The sequence below is a fragment of the Allorhizobium sp. DMC15 genome, from assembly GCF_056314065.1.
In genome coordinates, this window is record NZ_JBQUZB010000002.1 from 711,616 (window position 1) to 723,657 (window position 12,042).

A 12,042-nucleotide genomic window follows, 5' to 3' on the forward strand; every position below is an offset into this window, starting at 1 on the left:
TCCGGAACAATTTCACGCAGCCGGCCAACGGGCCTGTTGCATGTGTGTCATATCGATGCGTAAACTGACTGCGAAGGGGGTGACCGCCGACAGCGGATCGGGCGGGACCCTGCGAAACGAGCAAAGTCAGGCGGACCGATGATCAAGACCCCCCACAAAGCCGATCTTCCCCTTCCCAAACGCATCGCGTCCGATCCGGCCTCTCTGGCCGCAGAGATCATGGACAAGCTGACCTATAGCATCGGCAAGGACGCAAAAGTCGCGACCCCGCACGACTGGCTGACAGCCACCATCCTGGTGGTCCGCGACCGGATCATCGATACCTGGATGGAATCGACCCGCGGCACCTACATGAACAACGGCAAGCGGGTGTATTACCTGTCGCTGGAATTCCTGATCGGCCGCCTCCTGCGCGACGCCATGTCCAATCTCGGCCTGATGGACGATATCCGCGAGGCGCTTTCCTCGCTGTCCGTCGAATTCGACGTCATCGCCGGACTGGAGCCGGATGCGGCACTCGGCAATGGCGGTCTCGGCCGCCTCGCCGCCTGCTTCATGGAGAGCATGGCGACCGTCAACATTCCGGCCTATGGCTACGGCATCCGCTATGTGCACGGACTTTTCCGCCAGCAAATGGCCGATGGCTGGCAGGTCGAGCTGCCGGAAAGCTGGCTCGCCCACGGTAATCCATGGGAATTCGAACGCCGCGAAAGCTCCTACGAAATCGGCTTCGGCGGCACGGTCGAGACGATCGATGCGCCGGATGGCGAACTGCGTTACGTCTGGAAGCAGGGCGAGCGCGTCATTGCCACCGCCTATGACACGCCGGCCGTCGGCTGGCGCGGCGAACGCGTCAACACCCTGCGCCTGTGGTCGGCCCAGCCAATTGACCCGATCCTGCTCGACGCCTTCAATGCCGGCGACCATATCGGCGCGCTGCGCGAGAGCAACAAGGCGGAATCGCTGACCCGCGTTCTCTACCCGGCCGACGCGACCCCCGCTGGCCAGGAACTGCGCCTGCGCCAGGAATTCTTCTTCTGTTCGGCGTCACTGCAGGACATCGTGCGCCGCCATCTCCAGCAGGGCAACACACTCGCCCAGTTGCCGGAGAAGGTCGCGATCCAGCTCAACGACACCCATCCCGCCGTCTCCGTCGCGGAACTGATGCGTCTTCTGGTCGACGTCCACGGCGTGAATTTCGACGAGGCTTGGGAAATCTCCTCCAAGACCTTCTCCTACACCAACCACACGCTTCTGCCCGAAGCGCTGGAAAGCTGGCCCGTGCCGCTCTTCGAGCGCCTGCTGCCACGCCATATGCAGCTGGTCTATGCGATCAACGCCAAGATCCTGCTCGACGCCCGCAAGAACCGTGGCTTCAACGACCAGGAGATCCGGCATATCTCGCTGATCGATGAAAGCGGCGACCGCCGGGTGCGCATGGGCAACCTTGCTTTCATCGGCTCCCATTCGATCAACGGCGTTTCGGCTCTGCACACCGAGCTGATGAAGGAGACGGTCTTTGCCGATCTCCACAAGCTCTATCCGACCCGCATCAACAACAAGACCAACGGCATTACACCCCGCCGCTGGCTGATGCAGTGCAATCCGGATCTGACCAGTCTGATCAAGGAAGCGATCGGCCCTGATTTCCTCGATGACGCCGACAAGCTGAAGGCGCTCGACGCCTTCGCCGACGACGCGTCTTTCCAGGAGAAGTTTGCGGCTGTCAAACGGGCCAACAAGGTCCGGCTCGCCAGCCTCGTCGCCGGCCGCATGGGCATAAGGCTCGATCCGGATGCGATGTTCGACATCCAGATCAAGCGTATTCACGAGTATAAGCGCCAGCTTCTGAACATCATTGAGACGGTGGCGCTCTTCGACCAGATCAGATCCCATCCGGAACGCGACTGGGTCCCGCGCGTGAAACTCTTCGCCGGCAAAGCGGCGCCGAGCTACCACAATGCGAAGTTGATCATAAAGCTGGCCAATGACGTCGCCCGCGTGATCAACAATGACCCCTCGGTGCGCGGCCTGCTGAAGGTCGTCTTCGTGCCGAACTACAACGTCTCGCTGGCTGAAGTCATGGTGCCGGCCGCCGACCTTTCCGAACAGATTTCCACTGCCGGCATGGAAGCCTCCGGAACCGGCAACATGAAGTTCGCGTTGAACGGTGCATTGACCATCGGAACACTCGATGGCGCCAATGTCGAAATGCGCGACCATGTCGGGGAGGAAAACATCGTGATATTCGGAATGACCGCGGACGAGGTCGGGCGGGTGCGCGCAGAGGGGCACAATCCCCGCGCCGCCATCGACGCGTCCCGTGAACTGCAGCAGGCCCTGTCCTCGATCTCTTCCGGCGTCTTCTCGCCCGATGACCGTGAACGTTATGCCGGCCTGATGCAGGGCATCTACCAGCACGACTGGTTCATGGTCGCCGCCGATTTTGACGCCTACGCCCAGGCCCAGCGTCAGGTTGACGAGATCTGGACGGGTAAGTCGGGCTGGTACTCCAAGACGATCCGCAACACCGCACGCATGGGCTGGTTCTCATCCGACCGTACCATTCGCCAGTATAACGCGGACATCTGGAGAGCCTGATGGCAAAATCGCCGAAGAAGAGCGGTGTCGACCCAAAGCCGGATACACCGTCGGCGGAAGAAATTCAGGCAATCATTGATGGCACCCATGGCGATCCCTTCGCCTTTCTCGGCCTTCATGAGCATGACGGCGGCTTCGTCGCGCGTTGCTTCGTGCCGGGTGCCGAGACGGTTACCGCCCATACTCTGACGGGTGAGGCGATCGGTGAGCTAACGCGCCGCCACGACGCCGGCTTCTTTTCGGGTCTCGTCAAGGTCGCAAGCCTGCAACCGATCCGCTACCGCGCCACCCGTGGTGACGACGAGTGGATGGTGACGGACCCCTACAGCTTCTGGCCGATCCTCGGTCCGATGGACGACTATTTCATCCGGGAAGGCTCGCATCTGCGGCTCTTCGACAAGATGGGCGCCCATCCGATCAAGCATCAGGGCGTCGACGGCTTCCATTTCGCGGTCTGGGCACCCAATGCCCGACGTGTCTCCGTGGTCGGCGACTTCAACGACTGGGACGGCCGCCGCCACGTGATGCGTCTGCGCCGCGACACCGGCATTTGGGAAATCTTCGCGCCCGACGTCCGAGCCGGCGCGACCTACAAATTCGAGATCGTCGGACCGCATGGCGAGCTTCAGCCACTGAAGGCCGATCCCTATGCACGCCGCGCTGAACTACGCCCGAAGAACGCCTCCATGACCACGCCGGAGCTGGAGCAGGTCTGGGAAGATGAGGCCCATCGCAAGCATTGGGCCAGCATCGACCAGCGCCGGCAGCCAATCTCGATCTACGAGGTACACGCTGCATCCTGGCAGCGTCGCGACGATGGCTCGATGCTGACCTGGGATGAAATGGCAGCGAGGCTCATCCCTTACTGCGTCGACATGGGCTTCACCCATATCGAATTCCTGCCCGTCACGGAGCACCCCTACGACCCCTCCTGGGGCTATCAGACGACGGGCCTCTATGCGCCCAGCGCCCGCTTCGGCGAACCGGAAGGTTTTGCCCGCTTCGTCAACGGATGTCATAAGGTCGGCCTCGGCGTGATCCTGGATTGGGTCCCGGCCCATTTCCCGACTGATGCGCATGGTCTGCGCCATTTCGATGGCACCGCACTTTACGAGCATGCGGACCCCCGCCAGGGCTTCCATCCGGACTGGAACACGGCGATCTATAATTTCGGCCGTCTGGAAGTCATGTCCTATCTGATCAACAACGCGCTCTACTGGGCCGAAAAATTCCACCTCGACGGTCTGCGAGTCGACGCCGTCGCCTCGATGCTCTACCTCGATTACTCCCGCAAGGAAGGCGAGTGGATCCCGAACGAATATGGCGGGCGCGAAAACCTGGAGGCGGTGCGCTTCCTCCAGCAGATGAACCACCATATCTATGGAAGCCACCCCGGCATCATGACCATTGCAGAGGAAAGCACATCCTGGCCCAAGGTCTCGCAGCCCGTGCATGAAGGCGGCCTCGGCTTCGGCTTCAAGTGGAACATGGGCTTCATGCACGACACGCTGAGCTACTTCGCCCGCGATCCGATCTACCGCAAGCACCACCACAGCGAACTCACCTTCGGCCTGCTCTACGCCTTCTCGGAAAACTTCGTGCTGCCGATTTCCCATGACGAGGTCGTGCACGGCAAGGGCTCCATGATCGCCAAGATGCCTGGCGACGACTGGCAGAAGTTTGCCAATCTTCGCGCCTATTACGGCATGATGTGGGGTCACCCCGGCAAGAAGCTGCTCTTTATGGGCCAGGAATTTGCCCAATGGGGCGAGTGGTCGGAGGAGCGCTCGCTCGACTGGAACCTGTTGGCCTACGCTCCCCACGAGGGCATGCGCCGGCTGGTCCGCGACCTGAACCTGACCTACCGTTCGAAACCGGCGCTTCATGCCCGCGACTGCGAGGGCGAAGGCTTCGAATGGATTGTTGCCGATGATCAGGACAATTCGGTCTTCGCCTGGCTGCGCAAGGCGCCCGGCGAAAAACCGATCGCCGTCATCTGCAACCTCACGCCGACCTATCACGAGCGGTACGAATTGAGCTTGCCTGTCGCGGGTCGTTGGCGTGAGATACTGAATACCGATGCCGAGATTTATGGCGGCAGCGGAAAAGGCAATGGTGGCCGCGTGGAGGCGCATGCCACGGGAAGCGGATGGGCGAAGACTGGGCTGACGCTCCCGCCGCTCGCCGTGATCATGCTGGAATTGGAACAGTAAGGGGAGGATGAAAATGACGGATAAGACAACAAAAAGCCTGTCGCGCGATGCCATGGCCTATGTTCTGGCCGGTGGTCGCGGAAGCCGCCTCAAGGAACTGACAGACCGACGTGCCAAACCGGCCGTCTATTTCGGCGGCAAGGCCCGCATCATCGACTTTGCCCTCTCTAACGCGTTGAACTCCGGTATCCGACGCATCGGCGTCGCCACCCAGTACAAGGCGCACTCGCTGATCCGCCACCTGCAGCTCGGCTGGAACTTCTTCCGCCCCGAGCGCAACGAGAGCTTCGATATCCTGCCGGCTTCGCAGCGTGTCTCGGAGACCCAGTGGTATGAAGGCACGGCAGACGCCGTCTTCCAGAACGCCGACATCATCGAGTCCTACGCACCCGAATACATGGTGATCCTCGCCGGCGACCACATCTACAAGATGGACTACGAACTGATGCTGCAGCAGCACGTCAATTCGGGCGCCGACGTCACCATCGGCTGCCTCGAGGTGCCGCGTATGGAGGCGACCGGCTTTGGCGTGATGCATGTCGATCCGACAGACCGGATTATTGATTTCGTCGAGAAGCCGGCCGACCCGCCGGGCATTCCCGGGAACGAGGGCTTCGCCCTTGCCTCCATGGGCATCTATGTCTTCCACACCAAGTTCCTGATGGAACTTTTGCGCCGCGACGCCGCCGATCCGGACTCGAGCCGCGACTTCGGCAAGGACATCATTCCTTACGTCGTGAAGAGCGGCAAAGCCGTCGCCCACCGCTTCGCCCAGTCCTGCGTCCGCTCCGATTTCGAGCGCGAGCCCTATTGGCGCGACGTCGGGACGATCGACGCCTATTGGCAGGCCAATATCGACCTGACGGATATTGTCCCCGAGCTCGACCTCTACGACAAGAGCTGGCCGATCTGGACCTATTCCGAGATCACACCCCCGGCCAAATTCGTCCATGACGACGAAGGCCGCCGCGGCTCGGCGATCTCCTCTCTTGTCTCGGGCGACTGCATCATCTCCGGCTCCTCGCTCTACAAGAGCCTGCTCTTCACCGGTGTGCGCGCCAATTCCTATTCCCGCCTCGAAGGTGCGGTCGTCCTGCCGAAGGTTCAGGTCGGCCGTCATGCGCGTCTCACAAACGTCGTGATAGACCATGGCGTGGTGATCCCCGAAGGCCTGATCGTCGGGGAGGATCCCGAAATGGATGCCAAGCGCTTCCGCCGCAGCGAGAATGGAATTTGCCTGATCACCCAGGCGATGATCGACAAATTGGGTTAGCCACGTCCATGAAGGTCCTTTCGGTCGCCTCCGAACTTTACCCGCTGATCAAGACAGGGGGCCTGGCCGACGTGGCCGGCGCCCTGCCGCTGGCACTTGTCGCCCACGGGGTGGAGACGAAGACACTCATCCCCGGCTATCCGGCGGTGATGAAGGCGGTGAAGGCACCGAAAAAGATCCATGAATTCGAGGGCCTGCTCGGCGAGCAGGCCACCCTGCTTTCGGCCAGGCATGAGGGCTTGGACATCCTGATCCTCGATTGCCCGCAGCTCTACGAACGCTCGGGCGGCCCTTATCTGGCCACCGATGGGCGCGATTACCCTGACAACTGGAAGCGTTTCGCGGTGCTTTCCAAGGCAGGCGCGGAGATTGCAGCCGGCATCCTGCCGGACTTCAAGCCGGAGCTTGTTCATGTGCATGACTGGCAGAGCGCGCTGGTACCGGTCTACATGCGCTACGCCGAGACGCCGGAGGTGCCGAGCCTCATCACCATCCACAACATCGCCTTCCAGGGTCAGTTCGCAGGATCGCTGTTTCCCTACCTCGAACTGCCCGGCCATGCCTTTTACGAGGCGCTCGAATATTACGGCACCCTGAGCTACCTTAAGAGCGGCATCATCACCTCCCATGCCGTCTCGACCGTCAGCCCGTCTTACGCTGAGGAAATTCTGACGCCGGAATTCGGCATGGGGCTGGAAGGCCTGATCGCCAGCCGTGGCACCGACCTCTACGGCATCGTCAATGGCATTGACGCCGATGTCTGGAACCCGGCCGACGACGCTTTGCTGCCAGCAAGCTATTCCGCAGCCAATCTGAAGAAACGCGCCGGCAACCGCGCCGCATTGATCGAACGTTTCGGCCTCGACACGGATGAGGGTCCAATTTTCGCCGTCGTATCACGGCTGACCTGGCAGAAAGGCCTGGACCTTCTGCCTGAAGTGCTGGACGAGATCATCGGCGCTGGCGGCAAGCTGGCCATCCTCGGCTCCGGTGACAGTTTTATCGAGGCAGCGCTGCAAGGGGCTGCCGCCTACAATCGCGGCCGCGTTGGCATGGTGCTCGGCTACGACGAAAAACTCTCGCACCTGATGCAGGCCGGCTCCGACGTCATCCTCGTACCCTCGCGTTTCGAACCCTGTGGGCTGACCCAGCTCTACGCACTGCGTTACGGCTGTATCCCACTCGTCGCCCGCACCGGCGGTCTCGCCGATACGATCATTGATGCCAATGAAGCGGCGCTGGCCGCTGGCGTGGCGACGGGCGTACAATTCTCTCCCGTGACCGCCGACGCTTTCCGCCGCGCGATCCGCCGCACGCTTCGCCTCTACAGTGACCAGCGTCTCTGGTCGCAGATGCAGAAGCAGGGCATGAAATCCGACGTCTCCTGGAACAGGAGCGCAGTATCCTATGTTGAACTTTATCAACGCCTCGTCTCGAAAGGCCAGTAATCGATGATCTCGACCGTCTCCACCAAGCCCTATGCGGACCAGAAGCCTGGCACATCGGGACTGCGCAAGAAGGTTCCGGTCTTCCAGCAGGAAAACTATGCGGAGAACTTCATCCAGGCGATCTTCGACAGCCTAGAAGGCTTCGAAGGCCAGACGCTGGTGATCGGCGGCGACGGCCGCTACTACAACCGCGAAGTTATCCAGAAGGCGTTGAAGATGGCCGCCGCCAATGGCTTCGGCAAGGTCCTGGTCGGCAAAGGCGGCATCCTGTCCACGCCCGCTGCCTCGCATGTCATCCGCAAGTACAAGGCCTTTGGCGGCATCGTGCTCTCGGCCAGCCACAATCCCGGCGGCCCGACGGAAGACTTCGGCATCAAGTACAATATCGGCAATGGCGGCCCGGCACCGGAGAAGATCACCGACGCGATCTTTGCCCGCACCAAGATCATCGACAGCTACAAGATCGCCGATGTCGCTGACATCGACCTCGACACGGTCGGCAGCTTCGATCTCGCCGGCATGACGGTCGAGGTGATCGATCCGGTCGCCGACTATGCCGACCTGATGGAAACACTCTTCGACTTCCCCGCCATCCGCAGTCTGATCGCAGGCGGTTTCCGTGTGGTGATCGATTCGATGAGCGCCGTCACCGGCCCCTATGCCGTCGAGATCCTCGAAAAGCGCCTCGGCGCACCCGCAGGCTCCGTGCGCAACGAAGTCCCCCTGCCAGACTTCGGCCACCACCATCCCGATCCGAACCTGGTGCATGCCAAGGAACTCTATGACGACGTCATGAGTGCCGACGGCCCGGACTTTGGCGCGGCTTCGGACGGCGACGGTGACCGCAACATGGTCGTCGGCAAGGGCATGTTCGTCACGCCCTCCGACAGCTTGGCGATGATCGCCGCCAACGCCACCTGCGCCCCCGGCTACAAAAACGGCATCGCCGGCATCGCCCGCTCGATGCCGACCAGTGCCGCCGCCGACCGCGTCGCGGAGAAGCTCGGCATCGGCATGTACGAGACCCCGACCGGCTGGAAGTTCTTCGGCAATCTGATGGATGCCGGCAAGGTCACCGTCTGCGGCGAGGAAAGTTTTGGCACCGGCTCCGACCATGTGCGCGAGAAGGACGGCCTCTGGGCGGTGCTCTTCTGGCTCAACATCGTCGCCGCCCGCAAGCAGAGCGTCAAGCAGATCGTGGAAAGCCACTGGGCCGAATACGGCCGCAACTACTATTCACGCCACGACTATGAAGGCGTAGAAACGGAGAGTGCCAATGCCCTCGTCACAGCACTCCGCGCCAAGCTCGACAGCCTGCCCGGCACCAGGATCAACGGCCTGACCGTGACGGCGGCCGACGACTTCGCCTATCACGACCCGATCGACCACTCCGTCTCGAAGAACCAGGGCATCCGCATCCTCTTCGAAGGCGGCAGCCGTATCGTCTTCCGCCTCTCCGGCACCGGCACCTCGGGCGCGACGCTTCGCCTCTATGTCGAGCGCTACGAGCCCGATGCCAGCCGCCACGCAATCGAGACGCAGGCAGCACTCGCCGACCTGATCGCGGCAGCGGAAGAGGTGGCTGAGATCAAGCGCTATACGGGGATGAACGAGCCGACGGTCATTACCTGACCACATCGAGGACTTCGCCCACACATCGGAACCCCGGCGTCTTCGACACCGGGGTTTTTCTTTGCCAGCAGCATGCCCCCGATTGACTCTGCAATCATATCCACTATTCTGGATATATGGATGAAAGATCGACAATCGCTGCCCTTGCCGCCCTGGCCCAGCCGACCCGGCTGCAGACCTTCCGCCTGCTGGTGGCGCATGAACCCGATGGCGTTCCCGCCGGCGAACTCGCCCGCCTGATCGGCGTGCCGCAGAACACCATGTCGGCGCATCTGTCGACGCTCTCGCAGGCCGGCCTCGTCACCGGCGAGCGCCAAAGCCGATCGATCCTCTACCGCGCCGATCTCGATCGCTTCCGCGCCGTTGCCCTTTACCTGCTCAAGGATTGCTGCGGCGGCAATGCCAGCCTCTGCCAGCCACTAATCGACGATCTCGCCTGCTGCAGCCCGAAGCCACAAGCAACCCGCCCAAACTGAGAGACCGGCCATGTCCGACAAGATCTACAACGTGCTTTTCCTCTGCACCGGCAATTCCGCCCGCTCGATCATCGCCGAAGCGCTGCTCAACCGGCTCGGCCAAGGCAAGTTCAAGGCCTATTCCGCCGGCTCCCAGCCAAAGGGTGAGGTTCACCCCTATACGCTACAGTTGCTGAAGGGCATGAACTACGACACGAGCTTCGCGCGTTCGAAGAACTGGGACGAGTTTGCAGTCCCAGGCGCACCACAGCTCGATTTCGTCTTCACCGTCTGCGACAACGCCGCCGCCGAAGCCTGCCCCGTCTGGCCCGGCCAGCCGATGACAGCCCATTGGGGCGTGCCGGATCCGGCTGCTGCCGAAGGCACGGATAGCGAAAAGCACTTTGCCTTCGCCGAGGCCTACCGCATGCTCAATCACCGCATTTCGATCTTCGTCAGTCTGCCTATGGCAAGCCTCGACAAGCTCTCGCTGCAAAAACGTCTGCAGGAAATTGGAACCGCCGAGCAGACGGCCGGCTGAAGACCATGACCGACCTTCCCCGTCGCCTCACAGCCGAAGCGCTCGGCACCACGATCCTGGTCGCCACCGTCGTCGGCTCCGGCATCATGGCCGATCGTCTCTCCGACGATGTCGCCGTGTCCCTGCTCGGCAACACGATCCCGACCGGTGCGATCCTGTTCGTGCTGATCACCATTCTCGGGCCGATCTCCGGCGCCCATTTCAACCCCGCCGTCACCCTCGTCTTTGCCCTGCGCAAGGAGCTGGAGGCCTCCTCCGTGCTGCCTTACATGCTCGCCCAGATCCTCGGCGGCATCGCCGGCACGCTGATCGCCCATGTCATGTTCGAGTTGCCGATCCTGCAGATCTCGGAGACGGTTCGTACGGGCTCCGCCCAATGGACGGCAGAAGCGGTCGCGACCTTCGGCCTGCTGCTCACCATTCTCGGCGGCCTGCGATTCAAGACAGAAGCAATCCCGATGCTGGTCGGCCTCTACATTACGGCCGCCTACTGGTTCACCGCCTCGACCTCCTTTGCCAATCCGGCCGTGGCGATCGCCCGCAGCCTGACCAATACCTTTGCCGGTATCCGCCCGATCGACCTTACCGGCTTCATACTGTCTCAGATTGCCGGCGCCCTGATCGCCGCGGCCATCGCCGCCTGGCTCTTTGCCGAGAGCCGCAACGAAATCCCCCCGATCATACCCGAAGGAACGGAGCGTCCATGAACGTCACCATCTATCACAACCCGGCCTGCGGCACCTCGCGCAACACGCTCGATCTCATCCGCCACGCCGGCATCGAGCCCACGGTCATCGAATATCTGAAGACACCGCCGAGCAAGGAAGATCTGGCAAAGATGATCGCCGACTCCGGCCTTTCCGTGCGTCAGGCCATCCGCGAAAAGGGCACGCCCTACGAAGAGCTTGGCCTTGCCGATCCCGCCCTCTCGGACGACCAACTGCTCGACGCCATGGTAGTGACGCCGATCCTGATCAACCGTCCGCTTGTCGTCACTGACATGGGCACCCGCCTTTGCCGTCCATCCGAAGTGGTGCTCGACATCCTTCCCGCCGACGCCTTCACCTCTGCCTTCGTCAAGGAAGACGGCGAAGCCGTGCTCGATGCGGAGGGCAAGCGCATTGTCTAATGTGAAAGTAGACCTGCCCGCCGCCGATCTCGATCACCTGCGCCTGCCGGATTTTGAGGCGCTGCGCCGCCCCTTCTCGACCCACAAGCCGCGTATCCTGATCCTCTATGGCTCGCTGCGTCAGGTGTCCTTCAGCCGCCTGCTGGCCATGGAGGCCAAGCGCCTGTTGGAGCATTTCGGCGCCGAGGTGAAAGTCTTCGACCCGTCAGGCCTGCCGCTGCCCGACGATGCGCCGGTCAGCCATCCGAAGGTGCAGGAACTGCGTGACCTTTCTGAGTGGTCCGAAGGACAGGTCTGGGTGAGCCCTGAGCGCCACGGCACGCTGACCGGCATCATGAAGGCGCAGATCGACTGGATTCCCTTGTCCGTCGGTGCCATCAGGCCGACCCAGGGCAAGACGCTGGCCGTCATGCAGGTCTCCGGCGGCTCTCAGTCGTTCAACGCGGTCAATGCCATGCGCCTGCTCGGCCGCTGGATGCGGATGATCACCATCCCCAACCAGTCCTCGGTGGCCAAAGCCTACCAGGAATTCGATGCCGACGGCCGGATGAAGCCCTCCTCCTATTACGAGCGCGTCGTCGATGTCTGCGAGGAACTGGTGAAGTTCACGCTTCTGACGCGCGACATCTCCGACCACCTCACTGATCGCTACAGCGAGCGCAAGGAGGCGGCAGTCAAGGGTGTGAACCTGAAGGCCATGTGATGGGAACGGCTCTGGTCCGGTTCGGCTTGCCTGCTATTGTTTCTCGA

At 62.0% G+C, this 12,042-nt stretch carries 10 protein-coding genes; all 10 read left to right on the forward strand.

Going from position 1 to position 12,042, the window contains the following annotated elements; translation table 11 throughout:
• Positions 1–138: 138 nt before the first annotated feature.
• Entirely contained in the window at positions 139–2,601 is a 2,463-nt protein-coding gene (locus ACT53S_RS12025; protein WP_476067143.1) for a glycogen/starch/alpha-glucan phosphorylase, read from the forward strand.
• The gene (glgB, locus tag ACT53S_RS12030; protein ID WP_476067144.1) at positions 2,601–4,814 is read left to right on the forward strand and encodes a 1,4-alpha-glucan branching protein GlgB; all 2,214 of its coding nucleotides are present in this window, start codon (positions 2,601–2,603) and stop codon (positions 4,812–4,814) included. The genes ACT53S_RS12025 and glgB overlap by 1 nt, the downstream gene beginning before the upstream one ends.
• A gap of 13 nt (positions 4,815–4,827) precedes the next feature.
• Entirely contained in the window at positions 4,828–6,087 is a 1,260-nt protein-coding gene (glgC, locus tag ACT53S_RS12035; protein WP_113376390.1) for a glucose-1-phosphate adenylyltransferase, read from the forward strand.
• Between the two features lie 8 nt (positions 6,088–6,095).
• Complete coding sequence (glgA, locus tag ACT53S_RS12040; RefSeq protein ID WP_476067145.1) at positions 6,096–7,535, forward strand: glycogen synthase GlgA; 1,440 nt, start codon at positions 6,096–6,098, stop codon at positions 7,533–7,535.
• A 3-nt stretch (positions 7,536–7,538) separates the two neighbouring features.
• A complete protein-coding gene (locus ACT53S_RS12045) occupies positions 7,539–9,167 on the forward strand; it encodes an alpha-D-glucose phosphate-specific phosphoglucomutase (RefSeq protein ID WP_476067146.1) in 1,629 nt (542 codons plus the stop codon).
• A 116-nt stretch (positions 9,168–9,283) separates the two neighbouring features.
• Positions 9,284–9,643 (forward strand): ArsR/SmtB family transcription factor, encoded by a 360-nt coding sequence (locus ACT53S_RS12050; protein WP_476067147.1) that lies wholly within the window; start codon positions 9,284–9,286, stop codon positions 9,641–9,643.
• A gap of 10 nt (positions 9,644–9,653) precedes the next feature.
• A complete protein-coding gene (locus tag ACT53S_RS12055) occupies positions 9,654–10,163 on the forward strand; it encodes an arsenate reductase ArsC (protein WP_113376394.1) in 510 nt (169 codons plus the stop codon).
• 5 nt (positions 10,164–10,168) lie between these two features.
• The gene (locus ACT53S_RS12060; RefSeq protein WP_476067148.1) at positions 10,169–10,870 is read left to right on the forward strand and encodes an aquaporin; all 702 of its coding nucleotides are present in this window, start codon (positions 10,169–10,171) and stop codon (positions 10,868–10,870) included.
• The gene (gene arsC / locus ACT53S_RS12065; RefSeq protein ID WP_476067149.1) at positions 10,867–11,292 is read left to right on the forward strand and encodes an arsenate reductase (glutaredoxin); all 426 of its coding nucleotides are present in this window, start codon (positions 10,867–10,869) and stop codon (positions 11,290–11,292) included. Before ACT53S_RS12060 ends, arsC begins: the two co-directional genes overlap by 4 nt.
• Positions 11,267–11,995, forward strand: coding sequence for an arsenical resistance protein ArsH (gene arsH, locus ACT53S_RS12070; protein WP_476067150.1), 729 nt, complete (start codon positions 11,267–11,269; stop codon positions 11,993–11,995). The genes arsC and arsH overlap by 26 nt, the downstream gene beginning before the upstream one ends.
• Positions 11,996–12,042: the final 47 nt, after the last annotated feature.

Coding starts and splice junctions, on each gene's coding strand:
- ACT53S_RS12055 (WP_113376394.1), top strand. CDS start 9,654: ATGTCCGACAAGATCTACAACGTGCTTTTCCTCTGCACCGGCAATTCC.
- glgA (WP_476067145.1), top strand. CDS start 6,096: ATGAAGGTCCTTTCGGTCGCCTCCGAACTTTACCCGCTGATCAAGACA.
- ACT53S_RS12060 (WP_476067148.1), top strand. CDS start 10,169: ATGACCGACCTTCCCCGTCGCCTCACAGCCGAAGCGCTCGGCACCACG.
- arsC (WP_476067149.1), top strand. CDS start 10,867: ATGAACGTCACCATCTATCACAACCCGGCCTGCGGCACCTCGCGCAAC.
- arsH (WP_476067150.1), top strand. CDS start 11,267: ATGCGGAGGGCAAGCGCATTGTCTAATGTGAAAGTAGACCTGCCCGCC.
- glgC (WP_113376390.1), top strand. CDS start 4,828: ATGACGGATAAGACAACAAAAAGCCTGTCGCGCGATGCCATGGCCTAT.
- ACT53S_RS12045 (WP_476067146.1), top strand. CDS start 7,539: ATGATCTCGACCGTCTCCACCAAGCCCTATGCGGACCAGAAGCCTGGC.
- ACT53S_RS12050 (WP_476067147.1), top strand. CDS start 9,284: ATGGATGAAAGATCGACAATCGCTGCCCTTGCCGCCCTGGCCCAGCCG.
- ACT53S_RS12025 (WP_476067143.1), top strand. CDS start 139: ATGATCAAGACCCCCCACAAAGCCGATCTTCCCCTTCCCAAACGCATC.
- glgB (WP_476067144.1), top strand. CDS start 2,601: ATGGCAAAATCGCCGAAGAAGAGCGGTGTCGACCCAAAGCCGGATACA.